The organism is Rhodobium orientis, from assembly GCF_003258835.1.
GTDB classification, from domain to species: Bacteria; Pseudomonadota; Alphaproteobacteria; order Rhizobiales; family Rhodobiaceae; genus Rhodobium; species Rhodobium orientis.
The window spans coordinates 12,159-27,112 of the sequence record NZ_NPEV01000026.1; the positions used below are offsets into that span (position 1 = coordinate 12,159).

Sequence of the window (14,954 nt, forward strand, 5' to 3'; positions counted from 1 at the left end):
CTTCAGTTATACCGGCTTCATTGCATTGGGAGAACACCCATTGCGGGCCGACTTTGCCGCAATGTGGCCTTCAGTCGCTGTTTTTGGGCAGCAACCCCAGCAAATCCGCCCCGTCGGGATGGGCAGGGATCGCTATTTTTTCAAAGCCTGCCGCGACAAGCGGGGCGGCCGCCTTGGCCGAGATGGCGTAAAGCGGCAGTGTTTTTAATGCCTCTGCGAGGCTGTTTTGTCGCACCGCCGCAACGAAGGCATCGGCCGTGCGGGCCGAATAAATCAGCGCACCATCGAGGGTTTTCGTCCTGAACCCGGCAATCGTGGCCGGATCGAAGGCAGTCTTCACGACCGTCCGGTAGACCTCCGCCACAACCACGGAAAAGCCCTTGGCCCGGCATTTGCCGTCAAGATCGCCGGTCCGCTCCGCGCCCGCCGCGTAGACGAGCGTGCCGCAAGCCGGATCGAGGTGGGAGGAGATCAGGTCGACGAGGTCGTCGACGGCGCCGTCGGCGGAAAACACCTCGGCAAAGCCGGCCTCGCGGGCAAGGCTTGCGGTCGTGGCGCCGACGGCAAAGAGCGGCAGGGCGGCGATGGCGGCGAAATCCGCACGCCGGCCAAGCGCCCGGATGCCGTTGGCGCTGGTCACCAGCACGGCCGAGGCGCCCTCAAGGGAGATCGGCACGTCGGCGTCGAACACCACCTTGAGCAGGGAATCGACAAGCGCCTCGTGGCCGAGCCCGGCAAGCTGGCGGGCGGTCTCGGCGGCGCCGGGATCCGGGCGGGTGACGAGAAAGCGCATGGGCACGACCTTAGCGACGGCCGGCGGACGCCGTCAAAGGTGGGCGAAGAAGTCCGGCCCGCCGCGCTCCTTCAGGATCCGGCCGCATTCGCTGCCGATGGCGAGGGCATCGACGACCGGGCCTTCCCGGACGATCTCGTGGACCTCCGAGCCGTCGGTCTTCAGGATCATGCCCTTGAAGGACATCATGCCGTCCACCAGCGTCGCATGGCCGGCGATCGGCGTGCGGCACGAGCCGTCGAGCTCGTAGAGGAACGCGCGTTCCGCGCCGAGCGCCACCGCCGTGTCCGCATCGTGGATCGGGGCGAGCAGCGCCAGGGTCTCCTGATCCTCGATCCGGGACTCGATGGTGATCGCACCCTGGCCGACGGCCGGCAGGAAGTCCTCAAGCTCGATCAGCGAGGTGATGACATGGGCCATGCCGAGGCGCCTCAGCCCGGCATTGGCAAGGAGCGTGGCATCGACGACGCCGTCCTCCAGCTTCTTCAGCCGGCTCTGCACGTTGCCGCGGAAGGTGACGACCTCGATATCGGGTCGCAGCCGCTTGATCAGCGACTGGCGCCTCAGCGACGAGGAACCGACGACGGCGCCCTCGGGCAGCTCCATCAGGGTTGTCGCCTTCGGGCTGATGAACGCATCGCGCACGTCCTCGCGCGGCAGGAAAGCGGTCAGCGCCAGCCCGTCCGGCAGCACCGTCGGCATGTCCTTGGCCGAATGGACCGCGAGATCGATGCGCTTGTCGAGCAGCGCTTCTTCGATTTCCTTGGTGAAAAGGCCCTTGCCGCCGGCTTCCGACAGCGGCCGGTCGAGGATGGCATCGCCCGTCGTCTTGATGACGACGATCTCGATCTCCGGCGCGGCATCGCCATGGGCGGCCTGGATGCGGTCGCGGGTCTCATGGGCCTGGGCGAGCGCCAGCGCACTGCCTCGGGTACCAATTCGCACAGGTTTCGTTTGCAATAGTCTCGATCCGGAGTTACGGCCTCGGGGAAACGCGATCGCGCCGGAACGGGCAGCGATCTGGCAGGATCGACCACCGACGCCCAGGCGGCTATGGTGATAAGCTGAGGGTCAGGACCCGTCAATTGCCTACAGTTTGCCGCACGGAAAAGCCCTTATGATCGTGCTCGGCATCGAGACGAGTTGCGACGAGACGGCTGCGGCCGTCGTCCACCGGGATGCCGAGGGGCGCGGCACCATCCTCTCAGACGTCGTCTGGAGCCAGATCGAGGCCCATGCCGCCTTCGGCGGCGTCGTGCCGGAGATCGCCGCGCGCGCCCATGTGGAGGCCCTCGACCGCATCATCGGGACCGCCATGGCCGAGGCCGGCGTCGGCTTCCGGGACCTGTCCGGCATTGCCGCCACCGCAGGCCCCGGCCTCGTCGGCGGGCTCCTCGTCGGCCTGACGACGGCAAAGGCAATCGCGGCGGCGAGCGGAAAACCGCTCCTTGCCGTCAATCACCTCGCCGCCCACGCGCTGACCCCGCGCCTCGTCGGCGAGCTTGCCTTTCCCTATCTGATGTTCCTCGTCTCCGGCGGCCACACCCAGATCCTCCTGGTGCGCGACGTCGGCCATTACGAGCGCTGGGGCACGACCATCGACGACGCCCTCGGCGAGGCCTTCGACAAGACCGCAAAGCTGCTCGGCCTTGCCTATCCCGGCGGGCCGGAGGTGGAAAAGGCGGCGAGGCAGGGCGATGCCAAGCGCTTCGATCTGCCGCGCCCGCTGATCGACCGCCCAAGCCTCGATTTCTCCTTTGCCGGCCTGAAGACCGCCGTCAGGCTTGCGGCAAAGGGCGTCGCCCCGCTTACCGACCAGGACGTCGCCGACATCTGCGCGGCCTTCCAGGGGGCCGTTGCCGACGTCGTTCGCAAGAAGCTGACGGCGGCGCTGAAGCGCTTTTCAGAGGAATTCCCCGGCTGGCCCATCGGCTTCGCCGCGGCCGGCGGCGTTGCCTCCAACGGAGTCTTGCGCGCCGTCCTCACCGAGGTGGCCGAGGCCGCCGGCGCCCGGTTCCTGGCGCTGCCGCCAAAGCTGTGCACCGACAACGGCGCCATGATCGCCTGGGCCGGGGCGGAACGGCTTTCCCGCGGCGAGAGCGATTCCCTCGACTTCGCCGCCCGCGCCCGCTGGCCGCTCGATGAAAGCGCCTCGCCGATGGTCGGCTCCGGCCGGCTCGGCGCGAAGGTATGAGGGCGGCGATGGAACGTTTCGAGACCATTGGGATCATCGGCGCCGGCGCCTGGGGCAGCGCCCTTGCCCTCGTCGCCGCCCGCGCCGGAAAGAAGGCAATCCTCTGGGGCCGTGACGCCGAGACCGTTGCGTCCGTCAACGCCGGCACCGGCAATCCGCGCTACCTGCCCGGCATTGCCTTCAAGGAAGCGGTGTCGGCGACCACCGACCTTGCCGAGGCGGCTCGCGCCAATCTCCTCCTCCTCGTCACGCCGGCCCAGACCCTGCGCGCCATCCTCCGCGACCTTGCGCCGCTGGTGGCAGAGGGCACACCCGTCGTCCTCTGCGCCAAGGGCATCGAGCGGGCGACCGGCCGGCTGATGAGCGAGGTGCTGGCCGAGGAATTGCCGCAGGCCCGACCCGCGGCGCTCTCCGGCCCGAGCTTTGCCAGCGACGTCGCCAAGGGCCTGCCGACCGCCGTGACGGTCGCAAGCCCCGACGGCGCACTCGCCGATGCCATCGCGGACGGCCTCTCCACCCCCGCGTTCCGGCCCTATGCGGCGACCGACCTCATCGGCGTGGAAATCGGCGGCGCGCTGAAGAACGTGCTGGCGATCGCCGCCGGCGCCGTTGCCGGAGCGCGGCTCGGCAAGAGCGCGGAAGCGGCGCTGATCGCCCGCGGCTTCGCGGAAATCCGCCGCTTTTCCCGCAACCGCAGGGCCGAGCCGGAAACCCTGATGGGCCTTTCCGGCCTCGGCGACCTGATGCTGACCTGCTCCAGCGTCCAGTCCCGCAACTACGCCTTCGGCATCCGCATCGGCGAGGGCGCGGCGGTCGCCGATCTCCTCGCCGAAGGCTGCCCGCTCGCCGAGGGCGCCATGACCGCGCCGGTCGCGCGCGACCTTGCCCGCGTTGAGGCCATCGACATGCCGATCACGGAGGTCGTTGCCGAAATCGTCGAAGGCAGTCTCGCCCTCGATGCCGCCATCGACCGGCTGATGCGCCGGCCGCTCAAGCGGGAAGAGGCATAGAGCGTATTCCCGCAAAGTGGGCACCGGTTTGCGGATAAGAATACGCGTCAAAACAAAAAGTTAGAGCGTTTCGCGCGATTCCGTAATCACGTGAAACGCTCTAGCCGCCAGATTTCCCGTCAAAATCGCTTTTTCTCAGCCCACCGCACTAGACGCCGCGAGACGCCCCGCCTAATCTCCGCCGCCGAGATTTCAGGGCACCCGCCCCTTACCAAAAATGCCTCCGGGAGACCTTTATGCTTTACGCGCTCATCTGCACCGACAAGCCGCACATGGCGGAAACGCGGGCCAATACCCGCCCAGACCATCTCGCCTATCTCGACGCCCTTGGCGGCAAGCTGAAGGCGGCCGGCCCCTTCCTCGACGACGACGGCACCCCGTCCGGCAGCCTGATCATCATCGAGGCCTCCAACCGCCAGGAAGCCCTTGCCGTTTCCGAAGAGGACCCGTATGAGCGCGCCGGCCTCTTCGAGCATGTGGAAATCCGGCCGTGGAGCTGGGCGGTCAAGAACCCGGACTGCTGAGATGGCCTACTGGCTGTTCAAATCCGAGCCGGGCACCTGGTCGTGGGACGACCAGGTGAAGAAGGGCGATAAGGGCGAGCAATGGGACGGCGTCCGCAACTATCAGGCCCGCAACAACATGCAGGCCATGAAGCTCGGCGAGCGCGGCTTCTTCTACCACTCGGTCAATGAGAAGAAGATCGTCGGCGTCGTCGAGGTCTGCAAAGAAGCGCATCCCGATTCCACCACCGACGACGAGCGCTGGCACTGCGTCGACGTGCGCGCGCTGGCGCCGCTTGTGACGCCGGTCTCCCTCGACGACGTCAAGGCAACGCCGGAGCTGGAGGAGATGGTGCTGGCCAAGAACTCGCGGCTTTCCGTGCAGCCGGTCGAGCCGGAGGAGTGGGATCGCATCTGCCGCATGGGCGGTATCGACCCGCAAACCCTGAAGCCGCTCTGACGGCCCGGTACGGGAGCGTCGCCCCGGGAGGGTGCCGATGGATGTCTATCACTGCTTCATCGACCTGAAGCCGGGCGCCTCGGACCTCGCCTTCGCCGACAATCTGACAACGTTCCTGGATGGCCTGAAAGCCGACGGCAAGATCGCCGGCTGGCGGCTGATGCGGCGCAAGCTCGGCCTTGCGCCCAGGGAACTCGGCGAGTTCCACATCGCCATCGAGGTGGAAGGCCTCGCCCAGCTCGACGCCGCCTTTGCCCTCGTCTCCCGCCGCGACGGCGCGGTGGAGGCCCGGCACTTTTCGGTCAATTCCATGGTCGAAAAGGCCACCTTCGCGCTCTATCGCGACTTCCCCGACCCTCACCGCCAGCGCGGCGAGGAAAAGTTCTGACCCCCTCTTTCCGGCGCCCATTCCTCCGCCGCGCGACTTGACGACCGTCAAGGGGATGCGGCCTTCCCCATGGCATGCCTTTGCGACCAGTTGTCGTTTTGCCCGCAAAGGAGGCCCGCCATGGACGATATGGCGATTGCCCGCGCGCTCCATATCGCCGGCGTCGTCCTTTGGATCGGCGGCGTCGCCTTCGTCACCACCGTCCTTTTGCCGGCGGTCCTGCGCTTCAAGTCGGCCGAGGAGCGCGTCGCCTTCTTCGAGGAGATCGAGGGCCGCTTCGCCTGGCAGGCGCGGGCTACGACGCTGCTCGTCGGCCTGTCCGGCCTCTACATGGCCTGGGCCTGGGACCTCTGGGACCGGTTCCTCGATCCGGCCTTCTGGTGGATGCATGCCATGGTCGCAGTCTGGGCTCTCTTTTCCGTCATGCTGTTTATCGCCGAGCCGCTCTTCCTCCACCGCTGGTTTCGAACCGCCGCAAAAGACCGACCCGAGGCAACGTTCCAGCTGATCCGGCGCCTGCACTGGGTCCTTTTGACACTCGGTCTCATCACGATTTTGGGTGCGGTCGCCGGCAGTCACGGTATGCTCTTCTGACTGCCCAAAAAGACGACCTCAAACCGCGCCATGGCCAAGACCCCCGGCTGCCTCTACATCGCCCATATGAAGGACGGGCCGATGATCCGCATCCGCCTTCCCGGCGGCGCGGTGACGGCCGACCAGTTGCGCTCGATCGCGGCCCTTGCCGGCGATCTCGGCAACGGCCTTGTCGACCTCACCAACCGGGCCAACCTGCAGATCCGCGGCCTCCACGACATCACCTTCGACGTCCTGAAGACCCATCTCGGCGGCGCCGGCCTTCTGCCGACCGCGGCCTGGGCCGACCGCATCCGCAACATCGTTGCCGACCCGCTCGACGGCCGCGACCCGGATGCGCTGTGCGACACGCGCGCGCTGGTGGCCAGTCTCGACGCGGCAATCCAGGCGCGTCCGGCGCTCAAGAGCCTCAGTTCGGAAGTCGGCTTCGTCGTCGACAACGGCGGCAGAAGCGGCGTTGCCGGCCTCGCCCACGACATCGGTCTTGTCGCGGAACGTGCCGAAGGTCGCATCCGCTTCCGCCTGACCCTTGCCGGCACGCCGACGGAGCTCGTCGCATCGCAAGACACCGCGCCATTGCTGGCGATCGCCGCGGCCCGCGCCGCCATCGCCCTTGCCGCCGAGGCCCAGTCGCCGCTGCCCAAGGGCCTTGCCGCCTACGGCGTCGGCGCAAGAACCTGGAGGCAGCCGGCCGCCGCCGCGGTGCGCCTCGCCCTGGCGCTCGGCGGTCCCTACGAGAACCGCGTGCGGCGGCTGATTAAGACGGTGCCGGTGGAGACCGTCGTCGAAAAGCTGGAGGATTTTGCCGAAGCGCCGCTTGAACGCGCAACCGTGTCCGGTCCCCTGCCAACCTTCGATCCCTCGATCGCCGTCGTTCCCGAGGACCGCGACGGGCACGTCTCCTGCGGCCTCGGCGTTCCGGTCGGCCGCCTCGATGTCGGGGCGACCCGGCATCTTGCCGCCCTTGCCGACCGCTACGGCGACGGCACGCTGCGGCTCGCCCCCTGGCACGCGGTCTTTTTTCCCTCGGTCCGGTCGGACAATGCAGACGCCCTCCTGGCGGAGGCGGACCGCCTCGGCTTCGTCCTCGATCCGGCCTTCGTGCGCATCCGGCTCTATGCCTGCAGCGGCGTCGAAGGCTGCCGCGGCGGCCGGCTCCACACCAAGGAAAACGGCCGCGCCGTCTTTGCCGCCGTGGCAAAAACCCTCGGCGACGCGCCGCTCGCCGCGCCGCTCACCATCCATGTCTCCGGCTGCATCAAGGGCTGCGCCCACCGCCAGCAAAGCGACATCCTGGCTTTGGAGCGCAATGCCAGCTACGACGTCTTCGAGAACGCCGCGCCGGGAACCGAGCCGCCGCCGGAAAACCACCGCGGCTCCGCCTCCGCCGAAACCCTGCCGGACCTCGTCGCGGACCTCGCCAGGGCCCGCATCGACAGGAATGCGGCGGAGTAGGATCGGCGCTGTTTTCCGCTTTGCGCGCGGAATTTGCCGCCGCGGAGTCTCCCGCTGCCGATGTCCGCGCGACCGCGTCGCTCCGTTTTCCACCGACATACCGTGCGAATGCGGGCATTGGACCCGACTCGAGGACCTGCGTGACGAGCGAGGCTTGGCGGACAGGAGTGCACACGGGGAATCGTCAGTTCGTCCGCAAACGCCCGCTGGATTGCCACGTCGGCCTAACGGCCTCCTCGCAATGACGTTGAAACTATTGAGGAAACAACCACTCGCCGTCATTGCGAGCGGCGCGAAGCAATCCAGGGCGATGGAACACAGGCGTTCGCGAGTTCAGGCGCTTGCCAAGGACGCGGCCTGTTCCCACCCGGCAACGCGGCCTTTGCAGCAAAAACAAACGGCCGGAGACAATCCCCGGCCGTTCCCGCCTGCAGCGTTTCCCTAAAACTCTTCCGCGCCGGCTATGCCCGGTTCTGGCGGTTCTCGATGAGGTCGTCGACGACGCCCGGATCGGCGAGGGTCGAGGTGTCGCCGAGGTTCTCGAAGGCGTCTTCCGCGATCTTGCGCAGGATACGGCGCATGATCTTGCCCGACCGGGTCTTCGGCAGGCCGGGGGCGAACTGGATGAGGTCCGGCGAGGCGATCGGGCCGATCTCGTTGCGGACCCACTTCACCAGCTCCTTCTGCAGCTCCTCCGACGGCTCCTCGCCCTCCATCAGCGTGACATAGGCGTAGATGCCCTGGCCCTTCAGGCTGTGCGGGTAGCCGACGACGGCGGCCTCGGAGACCTTCGGATGGGCGACCAGCGCCGATTCCACCTCGGCCGTGCCCATTCGGTGGCCGGAGACGTTGATGACGTCGTCGACGCGGCCGGTGATCCAGTAATAGCCGTCGGCGTCGCGGCGGCAGCCGTCGCCGGTGAAGTACTTGCCCTTGTAGGTGGAGAAGTAGGTCTGCACGAAGCGCTCGTGGTCGCCATAGACCGTGCGCATCTGGCCCGGCCAGGAATCGGCGATGACGAGGTTGCCCTCCGTCGCGCCCTCAAGCTCCTTGCCTTCCGCATCGACGATCTGCGGCTGGATGCCGAAGAACGGCCTTGTGGCGGAACCCGGCTTCAGGGCCGTTGCGCCCGGCAGCGGCGTGATCAGGATGCCGCCGGTCTCCGTCTGCCACCAGGTATCGACGATCGGGCAGCGCTTTTCGCCGACGACGTCGTAGTACCAGATCCAGGCCTCCGGATTGATCGGCTCGCCGACCGAGCCGAGGATCCTGAGCGACGAGCGGTCGGTCTTCTTGACGTAGTCCTCGCCGGCGCCCATCAGCGCGCGGATCGCGGTCGGCGCGGTGTAGAAGATCGACACCTTGTGCTTGTCGACCACTTCCCAGAAGCGGGACGGGCTCGGATAGTTCGGCACGCCCTCGAACATCAGCGTGGTGGCGCCGTTGGCGAGCGGGCCGTAGACGATGTAGCTGTGGCCGGTGACCCAGCCGACGTCGGCGGTGCACCAGTAGACCTCGGCGTCCTGGTAGTCGAAGACGTATTCGTGGGTCATGGCGGCATAGACGAGGTAGCCGCCGGTGGTGTGCATGACGCCCTTCGGCTTGCCGGTGGAGCCGGAGGTGTAGAGGATGAACAGCGGGTCTTCCGCGCTCATCTCCTCCGGCGGGCAGTCCGGCGAGGCCGCGGCGACGGCCTCGTGGTACCAGACGTCGCGGCCGTCCTTCATGGTGACGTCGCCGCCGGTGCGCTTGACGACGATCACCTTGTCGACGACGGCGCCGTCGCGGGCGGCGACCTCGATCGCCTTGTCGGTGTTGGCCTTCAGCGGCACCTTGCGGCCGCCGCGCAGGCCCTCGTCGGCAGTGATGATGAAGGACGAGCGGCAGTCCTCGATGCGGTTGGCCAGCGAATCCGGCGAAAAGCCGCCGAAGACGATGGAATGCACCGCGCCGATGCGGGCACAGGCGAGCATGGCATAGGCCGCTTCCGGGATCATCGGGAGGTAGATGGTGACCCGGTCGCCCTTCTTGACGCCGTTGTCCTTGAAGGCGTTGGCAAGCCGGCTGACGCGCTCATGCAACTGACGGAAGGTGATGTGCTCGTCATCGGCCGGATCGTCGCCTTCCCAGATGATCGCTGTCTGGTCGCCGCGGGTCTCCAGGTGGCGGTCGATGCAGTTGGCCGCGACGTTGAGGGTGCCGTCCTCGAACCATTTGATGGAAACGTTGTGGTAGTCGTAGGAGGTGTTCTTGACCTTGCTATAGGGCTTGATCCAGTCGATGCGCTTGCCGTGCTCGGCCCAGAACGCATTCGGGTCGTCGATCGACTGCTGGTACATTGCAAGGTATTTGTCGTTGTCGATCAGCGCGGCCTTCGCCGTCGCTTCGGGCACGGGGTACAATTCGTCGTGCATTACGCTTCCTCCCAATCATAACTGTTGCGACACCGTTTCGCGGTTGTCCGCATTCAATGTGGCATTATGCGTATGCAAGCACAGCAAATCCACGGCTGCCAGATCGAACTTTCGTATGGCGCCGCAACAACACGCTAACCGTCTGCGGCCACGCGGATAATTCCGTCATCGACAGCGACCGGCACGGCGGCAAGGGCGCGTCCGAGGCAGGGCCCGGCGACACAGAGCCCGGTCAGTGCCGAAAAGCGGGCGCCGTGGGTGGAGCAGACCAGCAGTGAGGGATCGTCGGCGTCGAAAAAGCGCCCGTCGAAGGTCTCAAGCGTCGTCAGCGCATGCGGGCATTCGTTGAGAAAGGCACGGATCTCGCCACCGAGCCGGACGACGACGATGTCGATGCGGTCCATACCGGAGCCGAGGATGACGCTTTCGGCGCCGGGATCGGCAAGATCGGCCGTCGCGATCAACGCCGAACCGCGAAATGGCCCAAGCAGCATCGCCATGCGCGGCCCGATCGAGGCGGGCGCCGTCACCGCTGCTCCGCTCCGGCCCGGCGGCCTAGTTCCGGCGCGGGCGTCCGTTTTGCGCAGCGGTCAGGCGCCGTTTTTTTCTTGCCTGCGACGATGCGGCAGGGGGCTCGCGAGAGATGTCTTTTGAATGCCGCAATTCTGCCATTTCGCCGACCCATGCAAGCGGCGCGCGGCAGCGCGAGCGTTGATCGGCCGGTCCCGCATGCAAGCAATGTCATCGGTCTTCACCAATAAAAGCCGTCCCCTTGGCCGGAATTATGGACAAAGCGTTACAAGGATGCTAGGTCGAGCGCCGATTTGGCGCGGCAGGGACGCCTGAATTTGCCATGCCGCATGAACATCCCGAACCCCTTCGATTGGCCTGTCGACGGCACTGAGGCTTTCGCAACCGATCCCGCGATCCCGACCCGGGGCGCAACCGGCCCAATCGACCCAATGATAAAGAACTCTGGAGTGTCCTGATGAAGGTTATAGTTCTCGGTGGAGACGGCTTCTGTGGCTGGCCGACGGCGTTGCACCTTTCCAAGCGCGGTCACGACGTGATCATCGTCGACAACCTTTCCCGCCGGAACATCGACATCGAGCTGGAAGCGTCGTCGCTGACGCCGATCCGTCCGCTCGGCGAGCGCGTGCGGGTCTGGAAGGAACTCACCGGCAGCGACATTCCGGTCCACACCTTCACGGTCGGCGAGCACTACCACCGCATGCTGAGCCTGATCGAGGACGAAAAGCCGGACGCCATCGTCCACTTCGCCGAGCAGCGCGCCGCGCCCTACTCCATGAAGTCGTCGAGCCACAAGCGCTACACGGTCACCAACAACCTGAACGCCACCAACGACGTCTGCGCGGCGATCGTGGAAAGCGGCCTCGACGTCCATCTGGTCCATCTCGGCACCATGGGCGTCTACGGCTACGGCACTGCCGGCATGAAGATCCCGGAGGGCTACCTCAACGTCATGCTGGAGACCGACGACGGCGTGGTGAAGAAGGAGATCCTCTATCCGGCCGATCCGGGCTCGATCTACCACATGACCAAGACCCAGGATCAGCTCTTCTTCCAGTTCTACAACAAGAACGACAAGCTGAAGATCACCGACCTGCACCAGGGCATCGTCTGGGGCACCCAGACCGAAGAGACCAAGATGGACGAGCGGCTGATCAACCGCTTCGACTATGACGGCGACTACGGCACCGTGCTCAACCGCTTCCTGATGCAGGCCGCCATCGGCTATCCGATGACCGTGCACGGCACCGGCGGCCAGACCCGCGCCTTCATCCACATCCAGGACACGGTGCGCTGTATCGAGCTGGCCATCACCAACCCGCCGCAGACCGGCGCCAAGGTGAACATCCTCAACCAGATGACCGAGACCCACCGGGTCCGCGAGCTGGCCGAGATGGTCGCCCGCAAGACCGGCGCCGAGATCTCCAAGGTGCCGAACCCGCGCCAGGAAGCCGACGAGAACGAGCTGCACGTCGCCAACGACCGCTTCCTCAATCTCGGCCTCGACCCGATCACCCTGGAAGAGGGCCTGCTGGACGAGGTGACCGAGATCGCCAAGCGCTACGCCGACAATTGCGACCGGGAGAAGATCCCGTGCGTCTCGGCCTGGAACAAGACCGCGGCCGAGCGCCTCGGCTCCTAGCATCGACAGCGCGCACGGCCCCGCCGTTGCGCGCCCCTCGCCGTCGATACAACGGATTTGCGCCGGCCCGGGAAACGGGCCGGTGCATTGCGTTTGGGCCCTTGCCACAACCGCTTGTGTTCGCGCCGTCTCGCCTGACGGCCCAGAACGTTCAAGAGTGCATCCGTTATTTGCCGCAGGGAAACTTCTGCTGCCTGAATAACGCCAAGACCGGATGCTCGGCGACCAATGGCCTGTTGTGGCGAAGGGAGTTCTAGGAAGGCCGGGAACAGGTGGCGGCATCGTCGCGGTTGGCCGGTGCGTTTGTTTTCTCGTGCGTCCGCAATCCCGAAGCGCGCATTCTTTCCCGCTATTTCAACGAGATCACTGCGACAGGCATAACCGGCGGGAATTTTCGGGCCGAACGGCTTCGATGCCGATGTGGCTGTCAGCTTCGATGAGATGCTGGCGCCCCCGGTCAGCCCGTGCCGGCGACCATCCGGACCACGAGAAGCTGCTGCGCCGTCGCGACAGGCTGGCGCGGCTCGGTTGATGCACCCGCAACGCGGCCCGCCGCTGCCGAAAGGACGACCCGCCGACGGCTTGCCTCCAGTGCGTTTCACGCGATTACGGAATCGCCCGAAACGCTCTAGTTGAACAGCTTGCGGATGCGCCGGTAGATGATGAGATAGAGCGGGGTTTTCTTCTTCTTCGCCGGCGGCGCGGAGCCCTCCAGCTCCTCGATCCGCCGCTGCAGTTCGCGGTTTTCCGCCTGCAGCATGCTTGCCTTGTTCTCCAGCCCGACGGCGTAGAGGATGAAGTTCCTCAGCGCCAGCGGCAGGGCGGCGATATAGGGCCTCAGCACCCGGTACTGGCCAGCCGAGACGCTGTAGTTCATCGCCTTCATGCCGGCACCCGGCTTCGGCCGGCGGTACCAGTAGAGCGTCTCCGGCACCACCTCCAGCTTGAAGCCGTTGATGACGGCACGGGAGAAGAACTCCTGGTCGTCGCGACCGATGCGGTAGTCTTCGGTGAAGCCGCCGATCCTGTCGAACGAGTTCTTCCGCACGAAGGAATTGCTGTCGCCGAAGCAGTTGACGAAGGCGCCGACGGTAAGGCTCGGCCCGATCGGGGTGATGCGGGAGACCGAATTTTCCTTGGACGGCAGGCCGTCGCCCGCGAACATGTCGGAAAAGCACGTGAAGATGTCGGCGTCGGAGCGCTCGGCGACGTGCACGAAGGTCTCGATCTCGTTCGGCATGGCGAGGTTGTCGTCGTCCATGAACAGCAGGTACTCGCCGTTGGCATGGCGCGCCGCCGTGTTGCGCGAGGCGCCGAGATAGGCGTTCTCCTGGACGACGACCTGCCATCCGCGGGCGGCGAAGTCGGTCTTCAACTCTTCCAGGAAGGCGACGGTCGTGGGCGACGTGCTGCCGTCGTCGACGAGAACGACCTCGTAATTCCTGTAGGTCTGCTCCTCGATGGAGCGGATGGCATGGCGCACCATGTCCGGCCGCTCGTAGTGGGCGAGGCATACGCTGACCAGCGGCTCGCGTGGCTCCGCCGGCGCCTCGGGAAACCGGCTGAGGGCCTGAATGGCGCCGGGTTTCGTCAGCGAGGCATGCCAGTTGACCCAGGTGCGGTTGTTCTCGTCATTGTCGAAGGACGGCCTTGCGACCAGCGCGCCGTGGGTCAGCACCCGTTCGAACTGCCGCTTCAGCGATGCCGGATGGGCCTGGAACAGGATGTCGTCATAGTCGTCCTCGTGGATCAGTTCCGCGTTGCCGCCGCGGTCGCTGGCCAGGAAGTTGATCTGGTAGATCAGGCATTCGTAGATGGCGAAGGAAGAGTTTTCCAGGAGCGAGGGGATCACCGCCACGCGGCCCGGCTGGCGCAGATAATGGACCGCCATCGGCTGGTCGTAGCCGGTGATGGTCTCCACCTCGAACGGCCAGCGTTCCTTGCGCTCGCCGATATGGGTCTCGGCGTCGAACACCTTGGCGAACTTGCCGAGAAAGGTGACCTTTTTCGGCAGCGGGCCGCCGGCCTTGACCAGCCGGTCGACGGCCTCGCAGAAGATGTGGATGCCCTTGCGCGGCTCCAGGCGGCCGAAGAAGACGATCTCGTCGATGGGCCGGCGCTGGCCCTGCTCGTTGCTTTCGGGAACCGCTTCTTCCAGCGTCGAGGTCAGCATGATGTTGGGCTGCACCCGGCAGCGCGGCCGGACGAGATTGTAGCCGCTGTCCAGCATCCAGCGCAGCATGTGCAGGCTGCCGCTGACGACGATGTCGGCGAGCTCGACGCTGCGTCGCTCCATGTAGGAAAGGATCAGATCGCGCTTTTCGTCGGGAAGCACGTTGCCGCCGATCTTGTTCCACATGGTCGGCGAGGAGCATTTGACGACGAAGACCGTGTCCTTGAAGGCAAGGCCGAGATTCTTGGCGAGCAGCGAATAGTAGCCGACGCCGCGCCATTCGGAGACGTGGACGACGTCGAAGTCCCTGTCCTTCAGCCACTCATAGGTGAGCCGGGAGATCCTGGAGGTGGCGCCGACCGGGCCGCGCGAGGAGCGCAGCTCCGGCTGCGGCATCGGCACGAACGTAATCCCGCGCTCCCTGTAGAAGTCGACCCAATCCTCGATCGCGCCGTTCTCGCAATGCTGGCCGAGGCCGTAGAGGATGGTGACCTCGTGGCCGCAGGAGACGAGAAAGTCGGCGACGTAGCGGTAGGCCGTGCCGATGCCGCCATTGCGGACCGGGCCGACCACGTCGATGGTGGCGATGCAGACCTTCAGCGGCCGGTCCGGCGCGACCGTGCCCTCGAAGGTCGGCAGGCCGGGAAAGGTGGCCGTGTCGGCATCCCGATGCCGCGGCTCGATGAGGTCGATCGGGTACGGGGCCGTTTGCGGCTCGCGGCCCTCCGCGGTGGGATCGGTCATGTCGTCATTTCGCTTTTCATCGGCGCGCGTGTCCATCGCTTGCCATCGACCTC

At 66.1% G+C, this 14,954-nt stretch carries 13 protein-coding genes; 8 read left to right on the plus strand and 5 right to left on the minus strand.

What is annotated here, in order from left to right:
- Positions 1-70 precede the first annotated feature (70 nt).
- Complete coding sequence (locus tag CH339_RS12710; protein WP_111434735.1) at positions 71-793, minus strand: uroporphyrinogen-III synthase; 723 nt, start codon at positions 791-793, stop codon at positions 71-73.
- Positions 794-826: 33 nt separating this feature from the next.
- A complete protein-coding gene (hemC, locus tag CH339_RS12715; protein ID WP_111434736.1) occupies positions 827-1,753 on the minus strand; it encodes a hydroxymethylbilane synthase in 927 nt (308 codons plus the stop codon).
- Between the two features lie 157 nt (positions 1,754-1,910).
- Between hemC and tsaD the strand changes: the two genes are divergently transcribed.
- The 7 genes from tsaD (at position 1,911) to cobG (ending at position 7,397) form a co-directional block, all read left to right on the plus strand.
- On the plus strand, positions 1,911-2,987 hold the full coding sequence (tsaD, locus tag CH339_RS12720; protein WP_111434737.1) for a tRNA (adenosine(37)-N6)-threonylcarbamoyltransferase complex transferase subunit TsaD: 1,077 nt from the start codon (positions 1,911-1,913) through the stop codon (positions 2,985-2,987).
- 8 nt (positions 2,988-2,995) lie between these two features.
- On the plus strand, positions 2,996-3,997 hold the full coding sequence (locus CH339_RS12725) for an NAD(P)H-dependent glycerol-3-phosphate dehydrogenase (RefSeq protein WP_184443349.1): 1,002 nt from the start codon (positions 2,996-2,998) through the stop codon (positions 3,995-3,997).
- Between the two features lie 236 nt (positions 3,998-4,233).
- On the plus strand, positions 4,234-4,521 hold the full coding sequence (locus tag CH339_RS12730; RefSeq protein ID WP_111434739.1) for a YciI family protein: 288 nt from the start codon (positions 4,234-4,236) through the stop codon (positions 4,519-4,521).
- A gap of 1 nt (position 4,522) precedes the next feature.
- Positions 4,523-4,960: an EVE domain-containing protein gene (locus CH339_RS12735; protein ID WP_111434740.1), complete on the plus strand. Its 438-nt coding sequence runs from the start codon at positions 4,523-4,525 to the stop codon at positions 4,958-4,960.
- Between the two features lie 37 nt (positions 4,961-4,997).
- The gene (locus CH339_RS12740) at positions 4,998-5,348 is read left to right on the plus strand and encodes a DUF6614 family protein (protein WP_111434741.1); all 351 of its coding nucleotides are present in this window, start codon (positions 4,998-5,000) and stop codon (positions 5,346-5,348) included.
- A 120-nt stretch (positions 5,349-5,468) separates the two neighbouring features.
- Positions 5,469-5,942 (plus strand): hypothetical protein, encoded by a 474-nt coding sequence (locus CH339_RS12745; protein WP_111434742.1) that lies wholly within the window; start codon positions 5,469-5,471, stop codon positions 5,940-5,942.
- Positions 5,943-5,972: 30 nt separating this feature from the next.
- Positions 5,973-7,397: a precorrin-3B synthase gene (gene cobG / locus CH339_RS12750; RefSeq protein WP_111434743.1), complete on the plus strand. Its 1,425-nt coding sequence runs from the start codon at positions 5,973-5,975 to the stop codon at positions 7,395-7,397.
- 461 nt (positions 7,398-7,858) lie between these two features.
- On the opposite strand, the gene acs is transcribed toward cobG, so the two are convergent.
- Positions 7,859-9,811, minus strand: a complete 1,953-nt coding sequence (acs, locus tag CH339_RS12755) for an acetate--CoA ligase (protein WP_111434744.1) — start codon at positions 9,809-9,811, stop codon at positions 7,859-7,861.
- Positions 9,812-9,945: 134 nt separating this feature from the next.
- On the minus strand, positions 9,946-10,341 hold the full coding sequence (locus tag CH339_RS12760) for a Rieske (2Fe-2S) protein (protein ID WP_146610170.1): 396 nt from the start codon (positions 10,339-10,341) through the stop codon (positions 9,946-9,948).
- Between the two features lie 458 nt (positions 10,342-10,799).
- Here CH339_RS12760 and CH339_RS12765 point away from each other — a divergent pair, with 458 nt between their 5' ends.
- Entirely contained in the window at positions 10,800-11,984 is a 1,185-nt protein-coding gene (locus tag CH339_RS12765) for an NAD-dependent epimerase/dehydratase family protein (protein ID WP_111434746.1), read from the plus strand.
- Positions 11,985-12,612: 628 nt separating this feature from the next.
- Here the strand turns inward: CH339_RS12765 and CH339_RS12775 are convergent.
- Complete coding sequence (locus tag CH339_RS12775; RefSeq protein WP_170138512.1) at positions 12,613-14,901, minus strand: glycosyltransferase; 2,289 nt, start codon at positions 14,899-14,901, stop codon at positions 12,613-12,615.
- Positions 14,902-14,954 lie beyond the last annotated feature (53 nt).

What these genes read in the sequence shown, in the direction of transcription:
- CH339_RS12710 (WP_111434735.1), bottom strand. Translation starts at nt 793, where the DNA reads ATGCGCTTTCTCGTCACCCGCCCGGATCCCGGCGCCGCCGAGACCGCC.
- tsaD (WP_111434737.1), top strand. Translation starts at nt 1,911, where the DNA reads ATGATCGTGCTCGGCATCGAGACGAGTTGCGACGAGACGGCTGCGGCC.
- CH339_RS12725 (WP_184443349.1), top strand. Translation starts at nt 2,996, where the DNA reads ATGGAACGTTTCGAGACCATTGGGATCATCGGCGCCGGCGCCTGGGGC.
- CH339_RS12730 (WP_111434739.1), top strand. Translation starts at nt 4,234, where the DNA reads ATGCTTTACGCGCTCATCTGCACCGACAAGCCGCACATGGCGGAAACG.
- CH339_RS12735 (WP_111434740.1), top strand. Translation starts at nt 4,523, where the DNA reads ATGGCCTACTGGCTGTTCAAATCCGAGCCGGGCACCTGGTCGTGGGAC.
- CH339_RS12740 (WP_111434741.1), top strand. Translation starts at nt 4,998, where the DNA reads ATGGATGTCTATCACTGCTTCATCGACCTGAAGCCGGGCGCCTCGGAC.
- CH339_RS12745 (WP_111434742.1), top strand. Translation starts at nt 5,469, where the DNA reads ATGGACGATATGGCGATTGCCCGCGCGCTCCATATCGCCGGCGTCGTC.
- cobG (WP_111434743.1), top strand. Translation starts at nt 5,973, where the DNA reads ATGGCCAAGACCCCCGGCTGCCTCTACATCGCCCATATGAAGGACGGG.
- acs (WP_111434744.1), bottom strand. Translation starts at nt 9,811, where the DNA reads ATGCACGACGAATTGTACCCCGTGCCCGAAGCGACGGCGAAGGCCGCG.
- CH339_RS12765 (WP_111434746.1), top strand. Translation starts at nt 10,800, where the DNA reads ATGAAGGTTATAGTTCTCGGTGGAGACGGCTTCTGTGGCTGGCCGACG.
- CH339_RS12775 (WP_170138512.1), bottom strand. Translation starts at nt 14,901, where the DNA reads ATGACCGATCCCACCGCGGAGGGCCGCGAGCCGCAAACGGCCCCGTAC.